The organism is Duffyella gerundensis, assembly GCF_001517405.1.
Taxonomy (GTDB): domain Bacteria; phylum Pseudomonadota; class Gammaproteobacteria; order Enterobacterales; family Enterobacteriaceae; genus Duffyella; species Duffyella gerundensis.
This window is the reverse complement of sequence record NZ_LN907827.1, coordinates 2,918,974-2,931,201: the sequence shown is the minus strand read 5'-3', so window position 1 is coordinate 2,931,201 and position 12,228 is coordinate 2,918,974. Positions and strand designations below refer to the sequence as shown.

The window sequence follows — 12,228 nt, the reverse complement described above, 5'->3', positions numbered from 1 at the left end:
GGAAATAATTAAAAGTGAAAAAAGCGTTATTTCGACTGTTTCGGGGGAAATAAATGGTGCTGTCAGAATGGCAGGAGGGGAAATAATTCGAATACGGCAGAAAGCATAAGATAAATTAATAATACGATGAAAAGGTGTTTTCGTTAAAAATAGTCACGCAGGAAAATACTTAGTGGTCGTAAATAACGGGGCGCTCATGGCCCCATTATTTCAGTGATTAAAAGTCCCAGTCATCATCTTCGGTCTCAACGGCTTTACCGATAACATAGGATGAACCTGAGCCAGAAAAGAAGTCGTGATTTTCGTCAGCATTCGGCGACAGTGCCGATAATATTGCCGGATTAACCGCCGTTAATTCTGCCGGAAAGAGTGCCTCATAGCCCAGATTCATTAACGCCTTATTGGCATTGTAATGCAGGAAGGTTTTGACCTCTTCCGCCCAGCCGGTACCGGCGTAAAGGTCCTCGGTATAAGCCAGCTCATTTTCATACAGCTCCAGCAGCAGATCACAGGCGAACCGCTGTAATGCCTCACGGCGCTCCGGGGTTTCCTGGCGCAGCGCGCGCTGAAACTTGTAGCCAATATAGTAGCCGTGCACCGCTTCATCGCGGATGATCAGACGAATCAAATCGGCGGTGTTAGTGAGCTTGCCGCGGCTGGAAAAGTACATCGGCAGCCAGAAGCCGGAGTAAAACAGAAACGACTCCAGAAACACGCTGGCGATCTTCTTCTTCAGCGGATCGTTTTCCTGATAGTGCGCAAGGATAATCCGCGCTTTGTTTTGCAGCGCCACGTTCTCTTCGCTCCAGCGATAGGCGGCGTCAACGTCGCTGGTGTGGCATAGCGTTGAGAAAATCGAGCTGTAAGATCGCGCATGCACCGCTTCCATAAAGCTGATATTGGAGAGCACGGCTTCTTCGTGCGGCGTTTGCGCATCGGGCATCAGGCCCGGCGCGCCGATCACATTCTGGATAGTATCGAGCAGCGTTAAGCCGGTAAACACCCGGATGGTAAGCTGCTGCTGCGTACGGTCGAGGCTGTTCCAGGCGCTGATGTCGTTGGATAACGGCACCTTTTCCGGCAGCCAGAAGTTGGTGGTCAGACGGTTCCAGACCTCGAGATCTTTCTCATCGTCGATCTGGTTCCAGTTGATCGCTTTAACAGGAGCTAATCGCGGCATAATCATCGTCTTTTTATAGAGTAGGGGGCTTACAGCGCGCAGGAAACACAGCCTTCAACTTCGGTGCCCTGCAACGCCATCTGGCGCAGGCGGATGTAATAGAGCGTTTTGATGCCTTTTTTCCAGGCATAAATTTGCGCCTTATTGATATCGCGGGTGCTGACGCCATCACGGAAAAACAGTGTCAGCGACAGGCCCTGATCGACATGCTGCGTCGCTTCGGCATAGGTATCGATAATCGCCTGCGGGCCAATCTGATAGGCATCCTGATAGAGATGCAGATTGTCATTGGTCAGGAAGGGCGCGGGATAATAGGCGCGACCGGTTTTACCCTCTTTGCGGATCTCAATACGTGACACCACCGGATGAATGCTGGAAGTGGCGTGGTTGATATAGGAGATCGATCCGGTTGGCGGAATCGCCTGTAAATTCTGGTTATAGAGGCCGTCGCGCATTACCGCGTCACGCAGTTGCAGCCAGTCGTCGCGATCGGGAAGCGTGATACCGGCACTGGCAAACAGTGCGGCCACTTTTTCCGTGCGCGGCAGCCAGGCGTTGGCGAGATATTTGTCGAAGTATTCACCGCTGGCGTAGCGCGATTGCTCAAAACCGGCAAAGCGCTGCTGGCGCTCGCGGGCGATAGCGTTGGAACTGCGCAGCGCGTGGAAAGTGACGCAATAAAAGTAGAGATTGGTGAAATCCAGCGCCTCCTCTGAGCCATACATAATACCTTCGCGTGCCAAATAGCCATGCAGATTCATCTGGCCGAGACCGATAGCGTGTGACTGCGCATTGCCTGCCGCCACCGACGGCACCGAACCGATATGACTCATGTCTGATACGGCGGTCAGGCCGCGAATCGCCATCTCAATGGTGCGCGGGAAATCAGTGGAATCCATGGCATGCGCGATGTTCAGCGAGCCCAAATTACAGGAGATATCTTTGCCCACCTGACGATAGCTGAGATCGTCCTCATAGTGGCTTGGCGTGTTGACCTGCAGGATCTCCGAACAGAGGTTGCTCATATTGATGCGCCCCTGAATCGGATTGTCACGGTTCACACTGTCCTCATACATGATGTAGGGATAGCCCGATTCAAACTGGATCTCTGCCAGCGTCTGGAAAAACTCACGCGCGTCGATAAAGGTTTTACGGATGCGATCGTCCGCCAGCATCTCATCATATTTTTCGGTCACGCTGATATCAGCAAACGGCAGACCGTAAATGCGCTCGACGTCGTAGGGTGAAAACAGCGCCATTGGCTGATGGGTTTTGGCCAGACGAAAAGTGACATCAGGGATCACCACGCCCAGCGAGAGCGTTTTAATGCGGATTTTTTCATCGGCGTTTTCCCGTCGGGTATCAAGGAAGCGCAGAATATCGGGATGGTGCGCCTGCAGCCAGACGGCACCGGCACCCTGACGCGCACCCAGCTGGTTGGCATAGGAGAAGGCGTCTTCCAGCATCTTCATCACCGGAATTACGCCAGAAGACTGGTTTTCGATGCGCTTGATCGGCGCGCCCGCTTCCCGCAGGTTGGAGAGCAGAAACGCCACGCCGCCGCCGCGTTTGGAGAGCTGCAACGCCGAATTAACCGCGCGGCCAATCGATTCCATGTTGTCTTCGATGCGCAACAGAAAACAGGAGACCAGTTCGCCGCGCTGCTGCTTACCGCAGTTGAGAAAGGTCGGCGTGGCGGGCTGAAAGCGTCCGCTGATCATCTCTTCCAGCAGCTGCTGCGCCAGCGCCTCATCGCCCTGCGCCAGGGTTAACGCCACCATGCAGACGCGATCGGTAAAGCTTTCCAGATAGCGTTTGCCATCGAAGCTCTTCAGCGTGTAGCTGGTGTAGAACTTCCACGCGCCGAGAAAAGTTTTAAAGCGAAAATCGCGTTGATACGCCTGTTTGAACAGCGCGGTGACAAAGCTAAAAGCGTACTGATTCAGCACCTGCGCTTCGTAATAACCTTCGGCCACCAGATATTGCAGCCGCTCAGCGATGCTGGCAAAGCGCTGCGTGTTGGGAATGACATGCTGCAGAAAGAACTGGCGGGTCGCCTGCTGATCCTGCGCAAACTGAATCTTGCCCTCGGCGTCGTAAAGATTAAGCATGGCATTCAGCGCATGATAATCGAGCGTAGGTGAGGTTAGCGTGGTGTCTGTTGTTGCCAAAATTGGGTTACTCCTGCATGCACATTCTGAATATCGTCGGCGGTGCCCATTAGCTCAAACCGATAGAGATACGGCACCTGGCATTTCTGCGCAATGATCGTGCCCGCGAGGCAGAATCCTTCGCCAAAATTCCGGTTGCCTGCGGCAATCACACCGCGGATCCACTGGCGGTTAGCGGCATCATTGAGAAATTTTTTGACCTGTATCGGCACCGCGCCCTGCGATCCGCCGCCACCGTAGCTCGGCACCACCAGAATAAACGGCTCATCGACCCGTAACGTGCCGCGTAGCGGAATGCGTATGGCGGGCAACGCCAGGCGCAGCACAAAGCGGTGGGTGTTTTCCGACTGGCTGGAAAAATAGACCAGCGGGGGCATAGCGTCAGGCGCCTGCGGCGGCGAGCGAGCGCAGCGCCGCGATCTTATCGGGGCGAAAACCGCTCCAGTGGGTCTCACCGGCGATGACCACCGGCACCTGGCGATAGCCAAGGGCGCGCAGGTGCTCAATGGCCTCAACATTCTGATCCAAATTCACCAGCTGGTAGTCGAGGCCGCTGCGCGCCATGGCGTTTTTGGTGGCGTCACACTGTACGCAGGCATCTTTTGTGTAAATAATAATGCGCATGATTCGTATTCACTTTATTCTCAGGGGCAGCAGCGTATTGCTCAGCAGAAGTCTGCTGCCAGATAGTGACGAGTTGATAAGCTGAATACTAGATGTAGCGTTTAATTTTATCAACCATACTATATGTAGTGTATTGGTGGTGAATCAGGCGAACATATGCCGCAAGCCGCGCCGTCACTGGTTTGGCGCACGAGTGAAAAAAAAGCAAAAAAAATCCCCGCCGTAAGGGCAGGGATTTTGTCTGGAAAACGAATTTTAGCGGCGTGAAGCCAGCAGTGCACCGATAACGATACCCACTGCGGCGCCAATACCTACGCCATGCCAGGGTTTGTCGTGCACATACTCATCAACCTGCAGTGATGCGTCACGAGCGACGCGCGTCACGCGGTTGCCGCCGCCGTTCAGCTTGGCACGGGTCTCTTTCAACAGTGACTCAGCTTTGCTGCGCGCGCTGTCAATTTCTTCCTGGGTTTTGCTGCCGTAGGATTTCAGTAAATCATCCAGCGTGTCGGCCAGTAAGCTCACATCCTGATTGATATCAATGTCTTCGTTTTTCGTTGATTGATTAGCCATTATTTTCTCCTTTTAGCGTTTCACTTGTTATCTAGTGTAGACCATCAATCGAAACGGTGACGGCCCAGCCTGGAGAAAATAGCCGCTTATCCAGGCGAGTAACTGCGCAAACCCCTTGCCCACAGGCCGTGCCGCGTTTCCACAAATCAGTAACAAAAAAAGAACAGATTGCGCTATCGATCGTTATTTAGCCATCAAGCTGGCGTCGTGCAGGCCGATAACTTTTGCACAGGGAATCGATTGCGCAGGATGTGGGTGACTTTGACGACGACTTCCAGGGGAGGCCATTATGGCCAATGCAGTAAAAAAAACGATGAGCACCCGTATGCAGGTGTTACTGACCGGCGGCCTGACCATTGCGTTGGGATTTGCCGTGACGATTGGCGTACTGAGCTGGCAATCCAGCCATGAACAGAAATCGCTGGCCAGAAGCTATTTGCAGCAGATTGCCCAGAGCGAAGCGCTGCGCATCCAGCAGCAGCTGGCCTATGCACGAGACGTGGCGCGTAATCTCGGTCAAAGCCTGATCGCCTTACCCGCCGCGGGCATCACCGATCGCGGCGCGGCGGATAAGCTGTTGGAATATGCGCTGCGCGAAAATCCCGATTACCTCTCGATTTCTGTGATTTTTGAAGAGAACGTTTTTGATGGCCGTGACGCCGAGTTTGCACAGAAGCCGGGTCAGGCGCCCAACGGCCGCTACGCCTGGTTTGTTGATCATGATGGCGCGGGTAACTATAAGCTGCATCCGCTGCTCTCCTATCTGACGCCGGGGCAGGGCGATTATTATCTGCTGCCACAAAAAAGCCAGAAAGATACGCTGATTGAACCCTACAGCTACGACTATAACGGCGTGCCTACGCTGCTGACGTCGGTGGCCACGCCGGTGGTAAATCAGGGGAAACTCTGGGGCGTGGTGACTTCGGATATCTCGCTCGCCTCACTGCAGGATAAGGTGATGAAGATTCGGCCATGGCAGGGCAGCGGCTATGCGATGCTGCTGTCAAACGGCAACAAAGTGGTGGCCTATCCTGATAAAGCGCTGGCGGGCAAAGCCTGGCAGGGTCCGGCCGACAATCACGGCGCGGCGATACTGCAACGGTTTGATGCGCAGCTGGGCGAAGATGCGCTGGTCGCCTGGCAGCCGGTGATGATTGGTAACAGCGATCGGCCCTGGTATCTTGGCGTCGTGGCGCCGGTCAGTCAGGTGATGGCTGCCGCCGACCGCCAGCTGTACAACGCCCTGATTATGATGGTCATCAGTATTCTGCTGGTCAGTGCGCTGTTGGGCATCGTCTTCAGTCGTAAGGTGCTGAAGCCGATCGGCGGGGAACCGTTGCATGCGGCCACCATTGCGCTGGCGGTTGCCAAAGGTCACCTCGATAACCAGATTCCAGTCAAAGAGGGCGATCGCAGCAGCCTGTTCTTTGCCCTTCACACCATGCAGGCCCAGCTGCGCGACATTGTCGGCCAGATCAAAGCCGCTGGTCACGCGGTGCGGCAAGGCGCAGGCGACATCGCTTCAGGCAATATTGACCTCGCCGCACGTACCGAGCAGCAGGCCGCCGCGCTGGAGCAGACCGCCGCCAGCATGGAGCAGATTACCGCCACGGTGAAGCACAACGCCGCCAATGCGCATCAAGCCACCGCGCTGACCGAGAACGCCACGCAGATCGCCTGTCGCGGCGAAGCGCTGGTGGGGCAGGTGGTACAGACCATGGCGCAGATTGACAGCAGCGCGAAGAAAATCGGCGACATCACCAGCCTGATCAACGGCATCGCCTTCCAGACCAACATTCTGGCGCTCAACGCCGCGGTGGAAGCCGCGCGCGCTGGCGAGCAGGGGCGTGGGTTCGCGGTGGTGGCAACCGAAGTGCGCAATCTGGCCCAGCGCAGCGCCAACGCGGTTAAAGAGATCGCGCTGTTGATCGAAGAGTCCAGCCAGCGGGTGGAAAATGGTGTGCTGCTGGTTAACGACGCCGGTAAAACCATGCTGGAGATGACGCACGCCGTGAGTTCGGTGCAGAGCATTATCCGCGAAATTGCTAACGCCTCGGATGAACAGGCGCGCGGCATCAGCCAGGTGACCATTGCGGTCAATGAGATGGACAGCGTGACGCAGCAAAACGCCGTGCTGGTGCAGCAGATGACCGCTTCTGCCAGCGCCATGGAATCCCAGGCGGAACAACTGGCGCAGACGGTTGAGCAGTTCCACCTCGACGCGCAGCCTTTGCGTCAGTCGGCATAACCTCACTGACGAAGCAGCTCATCCTGCTGCTTCGTCGCTTTTTCCCGCCCATTATTTCCTCCCGCCTGAATCCGCTTCGCCTTTACGCCACACAGAGTGCCAGAAAACGTATAGACTTTAGGGTGTCCGCCAACGTTGAGTACATCATCTGATGGCGATGCACTTTACGGTACGATCGGGCGACAACAGCGGCTACGCTTTGCCGGTCACGTATTCCGGCTTTGAGGATAATTCCGAAAGCGGTTTACCATCGCGCTGTTGTAAGGTTGCGAGGCTTTAGAAGACTGTGAGGATTAAGCATGTATTTACGACCTGATGAGGTGGCAAAAGTACTGGAGAAAGCCGGTTTTGAGGTGGATGCAGTCACGCAAAAGGCCTACGGCTATCGCCGTGGCGAAAACTACGTGTACGTTAACCGTGAAGCGCGTATGGGACGCACGGCGCTGGTGATCCATCCCACGCTGAAAGAGAAAAGCCAGCATTTCGCTTATCCCGCTTCCGATATTAAGACCTGCGATCACTACACCCATTTTCCCATGTACCTGGTCGGCGACAACCGCGATCACTACGGTATTCCGCACGGATTTAGCTCCCGCGCCGCGCTTGAGCGCTACCTCGAAAAAGTATTCGACTGATTTTTCTGCGCATCGGGAAAGCGGCTTCTTTCCCGCTGCTCTGAAGTAACCCTGCTGTTTATCGCGTTGCATTCTGCCCCCGGCGGCTGTATAACGCATGTCCATACAGATGTTTAGACGTCCATATGGGTAAATAGCATGCAGCAAGACTCTTCTTCCGCTCCCGGCGAATTTAAACGCACCATGAAAGCGCGACATCTGGTGATGCTCTCGCTGGGCGGCGTCATTGGCACCGGCCTGTTTTTCAATACTGGCTACATCATTTCTACTACTGGCGCGGCGGGTACGCTGCTGGCGTACCTGATTGGCGCGCTGGTGGTCTGGCTGGTGATGCTGAGCCTCGGCGAACTCTCGGTGGCGATGCCAGAAACCGGCGCTTTTCACGTCTATGCCGCGCGCTACCTCAGTCCGGCTACCGGTTATACCGTGGCCTGGCTCTACTGGCTCACCTGGACCGTGGCGCTGGGTTCCAGCCTGACCGCCGCCGGTTTCTGTATGCAGTACTGGTTTCCGCAGTCGCCGGTATGGGTCTGGTGCCTGATTTTCTGCCTGACCATTTTTCTGCTCAACGTCGTCTCTTCACGCTTTTTTGCCGAAGGCGAGTTCTGGTTTTCGCTGGTAAAAGTGCTGACTATTCTGGCCTTTATTGTGCTCGGCGGCGCGGCGATGTTTGGCTTCATTCCCATGCAGGATGGCAGTCCGGCTCCGGGCCTGCATAATCTCACCGCACACGGCTGGCTGCCGCACGGCACGCTGCCGATTCTGATGACCATGGTCGCGGTAAACTTCGCGTTTTCCGGCACCGAACTGATCGGCATCGCGGCGGGCGAAACGGAAGATCCGCAAAAGGTGTTGCCGCTGGCGATTCGCACCACCGTGATTCGACTGATCCTGTTTTTTGTCGGCACGGTATTTGTGCTGGCGGCGCTGATTCCGATGGATCAGGCTGGTATTGTGAAAAGCCCATTTGTGCTGGTATTTGAAAAGATTGGCCTGCCGTACGCCGCTGATATCATCAACTTCGTGATTCTTACCGCCATTCTCTCGGCGGCAAACTCCGGGCTGTACGCATCGGGCCGTATGCTCTGGTCACTGGGCAACAGCGGCACGCTGCCACGCCGGTTTGCCCGCCTGACGACGCGCGGCATTCCGCTGTTTGCCATCTGCATCAGCATGCTGGGCGGACTGCTGGCGCTGGCCAGCGCGGTGATTGCGCCCGATACGGTGTTTGTCGCGCTGTCTGCCATTTCCGGCTTTGCCGTGGTGGCGGTCTGGCTGAGCATTTGTGCGTCGCACTACGCCTTTCGTCGTCACCATCTGCGCAGCGGCAAAAAACTGGAAAGCCTGGTGTTTCGTGCGCCCTGGTTCCCGCTTACGCCGATACTCGGCTTTGTGCTCTGCCTGCTGGCCTGCATCGGTCTGGCATTCGACCCGGCGCAGCGCATTGCGTTATGGTGTGGTCTGCCGTTCGTCGCCTGTTGCTACGCGGCGTACTATCTGACGGAACGCGTCAAAAAAAGTCATTCAGCAGAAGGAAAAAAAGATGCAGCCTGACAATCTGACCCAGCGCCTGGCGCAAAACAGCACGCTGATCCTTGATGGCGCATTGGCCACCGAACTGGAAGCGCGCGGGTGCAACCTTGCGGATCGCCTCTGGTCGGCAAAGGTGCTGATGGAAAACCCGGAATTAATTTATCAGGTGCATTACGACTACTTTTGCGCCGGTGCGCAGTGTGCTATCACCGCCAGCTATCAGGCGACGCCGCAGGGCTTTGCCGCTCGCGGGCTGGACGACGCGCAGTCGCTAACGCTGATTGGTCGTAGCGTTGAGCTGGCGCAGCGGGCACGCCGTGATTATCTGGCGGTCGCGCCGCACGCCTCGCCGCTGCTGATCGCCGGTTCGGTTGGGCCTTACGGTGCTTATCTGGCTGATGGTTCGGAGTATCGTGGCGATTATCAACTGCCGCAGGATGAGATGATGGCGTTTCACCGGCCGCGCGTCTCGGCGCTGCTGGAAGCCGGAGTCGATCTGCTGGCCTGTGAAACGCTGCCGTCATTTGCCGAAGCGCAGGCGCTGCTGGCCCTGCTGGCAGAATTCCCTGACGCGCGCGCCTGGTTCACCTTTACGCTGCGCAATGCGGAACAGATCAGCGACGGCACGCCGTTGAGCGAGGTCGCCGCCTTGCTGGCTAAACATCCGCAGGTGGTGGCGCTGGGCATTAACTGCATTGCGCTGGAGAGCGTGACGCCGGCGCTGCGTCATCTGCACTCGCTGACCGATAAGCCGTTGGCGGTCTACCCCAATTCGGGTGAGCATTACGATGCCAGCAGCAAAACCTGGAGCGAGGCGCCATCGGGCTGCACGCTACATGACAAGCTGGCGGAGTGGCAGCAGGCGGGTGCGCGGCTGATCGGCGGCTGCTGCCGTACCACGCCCGCAGACATCGCGGCTATTGCGCACGCTTGTCAACCTCGATAACAGCCTGATTCCCTACGATGATCGCGCGATTGAAACGCGGTTTAGCGGATGAAAAGCAAGGGCAGGCGGGCTAAACTGGTGATCTGCACTTTTACCGGAACGCCGTTATGAAATCGCTTTTTATCGCGCTGGTGGCGCTAACGCTGCTCAGTGGTTGTGCCACCATCGTGGGATCTGAAAGCCAGGCCGTGCGCATTGATTCGGTGCCGCAGGGCGCGCGTTTTACCGTGCAGGATGAAACTGGCCGCGCGGTGGCAGAAGGCTTCACGCCGCAAACTATCATGCTGGCGAAATCCACCGGCCGTTACTTTGGCAAAAAACAGTATCAGGTGATGCTGGAAGGTGTGGGATATGTGCCGGTCACCGTGCCGCTACGTGAAAAAGCCAACCTGTGGTATTTGCTCGGCAATATTCCGCTTGGCGGCTTTATTGGCTGGCTGTTGGTAGATCCTTTCTATGGCGGCATGTACGACATCGAGCCGTTGCAGCCGCTGCCGTACATGAACCAGATTGGTGCGCGTAGCTAAGCCCGTTATTGCGCGGTGGGTTTCACCATCGCGCCGGGCATTTTATGCTTCTCCAGATACTGCTGCTGAAAAATGCACATGCGAATGGTATTGCGGTATTCGCCGTTGATAAAAAACTCATGCTTCAGCACGCCTTCGATCTCAAATCCCAGCTTGGTATAAATGTGGATCGCTTTTTCATTTTCCTGATCGACAATCAGGTAAAGCTTATACAGATTCAGCACTGAAAAACCGTACTCCATCGCCAGCCTCGCCGCCTTGCTCGCCAGCCCTTTGCCCTGATGCGTAGGATCGATGATGATCTGAAATTCCGCGCGGCGGTGAATGTGGTTGATTTCCACCAGCTCGACCAGCCCGACCTTAAAGCCATCATGCTCCACCACAAAACGGCGTTCGCTCTGATCGTGAATATGCTTGTTATAGAGGTCGGAGAGTTCAACAAACGCCTCGTAAGGCTCTTCAAACCAGTAGCGCATCACGCTGGCGTTGTTATCGAGCTGATGGACAAAATGCAAATCTTCCCGCTCCAGCGGCCGTAAATTCACTGACATGTTTCGCTCCTTATTATCAGTCGTCTGCGCATTATACCGCTATCAAACCCAATGGCGATGCGCGGGCAGCCCGCGCCGAGGTTACAGCCCCAGCTCGCTCAGCGTCGGATGATCGTCCGGCCGACGGCCCTGCGGCCAGTGGAACAGGCGATCCTGTTCGCGGATCGGCAGGTCATTGATGCTGGCATAGCGATGCGTCATCAGACCCTCGTCGTTGAATTCCCAGTTCTCATTGCCGTAGGACCGAAACCAGTTCCCCGCATCGTCACGCCATTCATAGGCATAGCGCACCGCGATACGGTGGCTGTCAAACGCCCATAGCTCTTTGATGAGCCGGTAATCGAGCTCTTTATGCCATTTGCGCGTCAGGAAGGCTTCAGCTTCTGCGCGGCTGGCGACAAACTCGGCGCGATTGCGCCAGCGGGTATCCAGGCTGTAGGCCAGCGCGACCTTGCCCGCATCGCGGGAGTTCCAGCCATCTTCGGCCAGGCGAACTTTTTCTGCCGCACTCTGGCGACTAAACGGCGGCAGCGGCGGGCGTGGCGTGACGTTATCGGTCATGGTGGCTCCTGATAAGATGAAAAGGATGGCTTGCTAACCTTGGGAGAACAACGGCATGCAGCCGCGACGTTGAGACATGTCTGGCAGGGCTGTGCGCGAGCGTTATTCTGTCATGCCCTCGCGATACAGTCGCATAAGTGATAATAATGTCTTGACGCTACTGACAGTAATTCGCAAAATTTAACAGTTCCTTACGTTTCAGACATACAGCCTGTTGCGGCTTTGTTCCTGCTGTTTCATCGGTATCTCTGCGTCGTAACGCCTCACCGGCGGGCACAATCGCGTTATCAGAAAGTGGATATTTTCTCTTTGCAGAACAGGGATCTAAGCAATGCAACAAGCGCAACTGGTTAAAGAATTTAGTGAGGCCTGGCACGATGAGCTGGCGACACAAGCAGCGTATCAACACGCCACACACGCTACCGAGCGACTGACCAAAGAGTTCGATAAATTCCGGGCGGGTGCGCCAGCACAACCGGTTGAACAGCTCGATTTCACTGCCATTTCCCGCTCAATCGATACGCTGGACCAGCTGGGGAAACAGCTGCGTGTCGAACAGGATCGTTATCATCAGCTGGTCGATAACGTGGCAAAAGCTGAAAAAGCTGAGCGTCATAAGAAAACTAAAATGATCGTGCTCGCCGTGATCGCTCTGTGGATTTTATACGTCCTCTTCTGA

The 12,228-nt window shown here is 55.8% G+C and carries 13 protein-coding genes; 6 read left to right on the top strand and 7 right to left on the bottom strand.

Features of this window, described 5'->3' with window-relative positions:
• Nucleotides 1-217 precede the first annotated feature (217 nt).
• The 5 genes from nrdF to EM595_RS13530 form a co-directional block, all read right to left on the bottom strand.
• Nucleotides 218-1,180: a class 1b ribonucleoside-diphosphate reductase subunit beta gene (gene nrdF / locus EM595_RS13550; protein WP_067433062.1), complete on the bottom strand. Its 963-nt coding sequence runs from the start codon at nt 1,178-1,180 to the stop codon at nt 218-220.
• 29 nt (nt 1,181-1,209) lie between these two features.
• A complete protein-coding gene (gene nrdE, locus EM595_RS13545; RefSeq protein WP_071852520.1) occupies nt 1,210-3,351 on the bottom strand; it encodes a class 1b ribonucleoside-diphosphate reductase subunit alpha in 2,142 nt (713 codons plus the stop codon).
• A complete protein-coding gene (gene nrdI / locus EM595_RS13540) occupies nt 3,327-3,728 on the bottom strand; it encodes a class Ib ribonucleoside-diphosphate reductase assembly flavoprotein NrdI (RefSeq protein WP_067433060.1) in 402 nt (133 codons plus the stop codon). Before nrdI ends, nrdE begins: the two co-directional genes overlap by 25 nt.
• 4 nt (nt 3,729-3,732) lie before the next feature.
• Entirely contained in the window at nt 3,733-3,975 is a 243-nt protein-coding gene (gene nrdH / locus EM595_RS13535; protein ID WP_067433059.1) for a glutaredoxin-like protein NrdH, read from the bottom strand.
• Nucleotides 3,976-4,230: 255 nt separating this feature from the next.
• On the bottom strand, nt 4,231-4,548 hold the full coding sequence (locus EM595_RS13530) for a DUF883 family protein (RefSeq protein WP_067433056.1): 318 nt from the start codon (nt 4,546-4,548) through the stop codon (nt 4,231-4,233).
• Between the two features lie 289 nt (nt 4,549-4,837).
• On the opposite strand from EM595_RS13530, the gene EM595_RS13525 reads away from it, so the two are divergent.
• The 5 genes from EM595_RS13525 to EM595_RS13505 all read left to right on the top strand — a co-directional run bounded on the left by EM595_RS13525 (nt 4,838) and on the right by EM595_RS13505 (nt 10,437).
• Nucleotides 4,838-6,796, top strand: a complete 1,959-nt coding sequence (locus EM595_RS13525; RefSeq protein WP_067433054.1) for a methyl-accepting chemotaxis protein — start codon at nt 4,838-4,840, stop codon at nt 6,794-6,796.
• Between the two features lie 299 nt (nt 6,797-7,095).
• Complete coding sequence (locus tag EM595_RS13520) at nt 7,096-7,431, top strand: DUF2002 family protein (protein WP_067433052.1); 336 nt, start codon at nt 7,096-7,098, stop codon at nt 7,429-7,431.
• Nucleotides 7,432-7,569: 138 nt separating this feature from the next.
• Nucleotides 7,570-8,985, top strand: a complete 1,416-nt coding sequence (gene mmuP / locus EM595_RS13515) for an S-methylmethionine permease (RefSeq protein ID WP_067433049.1) — start codon at nt 7,570-7,572, stop codon at nt 8,983-8,985.
• Complete coding sequence (gene mmuM / locus EM595_RS13510) at nt 8,975-9,910, top strand: homocysteine S-methyltransferase (RefSeq protein WP_067433046.1); 936 nt, start codon at nt 8,975-8,977, stop codon at nt 9,908-9,910. The genes mmuP and mmuM overlap by 11 nt, the downstream gene beginning before the upstream one ends.
• A 107-nt stretch (nt 9,911-10,017) precedes the next feature.
• Nucleotides 10,018-10,437 (top strand): putative periplasmic lipoprotein, encoded by a 420-nt coding sequence (locus EM595_RS13505; RefSeq protein ID WP_067433043.1) that lies wholly within the window; start codon nt 10,018-10,020, stop codon nt 10,435-10,437.
• Nucleotides 10,438-10,442: 5 nt separating this feature from the next.
• On the opposite strand, the gene speG is transcribed toward EM595_RS13505, so the two are convergent.
• Nucleotides 10,443-10,988, bottom strand: coding sequence for a spermidine N1-acetyltransferase (speG, locus tag EM595_RS13500; RefSeq protein ID WP_067433040.1), 546 nt, complete (start codon nt 10,986-10,988; stop codon nt 10,443-10,445).
• An 81-nt stretch (nt 10,989-11,069) separates the two neighbouring features.
• Nucleotides 11,070-11,549: a nuclear transport factor 2 family protein gene (locus EM595_RS13495; protein ID WP_067433037.1), complete on the bottom strand. Its 480-nt coding sequence runs from the start codon at nt 11,547-11,549 to the stop codon at nt 11,070-11,072.
• Nucleotides 11,550-11,880: 331 nt separating this feature from the next.
• On the opposite strand from EM595_RS13495, the gene EM595_RS13490 reads away from it, so the two are divergent.
• A complete protein-coding gene (locus EM595_RS13490) occupies nt 11,881-12,228 on the top strand; it encodes a hypothetical protein (RefSeq protein ID WP_067433034.1) in 348 nt (115 codons plus the stop codon).

What these genes read in the sequence shown, in the direction of transcription:
- nrdF (WP_067433062.1), bottom strand. Translation starts at nt 1,180, where the DNA reads ATGCCGCGATTAGCTCCTGTTAAAGCGATCAACTGGAACCAGATCGAC.
- nrdI (WP_067433060.1), bottom strand. Translation starts at nt 3,728, where the DNA reads ATGCCCCCGCTGGTCTATTTTTCCAGCCAGTCGGAAAACACCCACCGC.
- nrdH (WP_067433059.1), bottom strand. Translation starts at nt 3,975, where the DNA reads ATGCGCATTATTATTTACACAAAAGATGCCTGCGTACAGTGTGACGCC.
- EM595_RS13530 (WP_067433056.1), bottom strand. Translation starts at nt 4,548, where the DNA reads ATGGCTAATCAATCAACGAAAAACGAAGACATTGATATCAATCAGGAT.
- EM595_RS13525 (WP_067433054.1), top strand. Translation starts at nt 4,838, where the DNA reads ATGGCCAATGCAGTAAAAAAAACGATGAGCACCCGTATGCAGGTGTTA.
- EM595_RS13520 (WP_067433052.1), top strand. Translation starts at nt 7,096, where the DNA reads ATGTATTTACGACCTGATGAGGTGGCAAAAGTACTGGAGAAAGCCGGT.
- mmuP (WP_067433049.1), top strand. Translation starts at nt 7,570, where the DNA reads ATGCAGCAAGACTCTTCTTCCGCTCCCGGCGAATTTAAACGCACCATG.
- mmuM (WP_067433046.1), top strand. Translation starts at nt 8,975, where the DNA reads ATGCAGCCTGACAATCTGACCCAGCGCCTGGCGCAAAACAGCACGCTG.
- EM595_RS13505 (WP_067433043.1), top strand. Translation starts at nt 10,018, where the DNA reads ATGAAATCGCTTTTTATCGCGCTGGTGGCGCTAACGCTGCTCAGTGGT.
- speG (WP_067433040.1), bottom strand. Translation starts at nt 10,988, where the DNA reads ATGTCAGTGAATTTACGGCCGCTGGAGCGGGAAGATTTGCATTTTGTC.
- EM595_RS13495 (WP_067433037.1), bottom strand. Translation starts at nt 11,549, where the DNA reads ATGACCGATAACGTCACGCCACGCCCGCCGCTGCCGCCGTTTAGTCGC.
- EM595_RS13490 (WP_067433034.1), top strand. Translation starts at nt 11,881, where the DNA reads ATGCAACAAGCGCAACTGGTTAAAGAATTTAGTGAGGCCTGGCACGAT.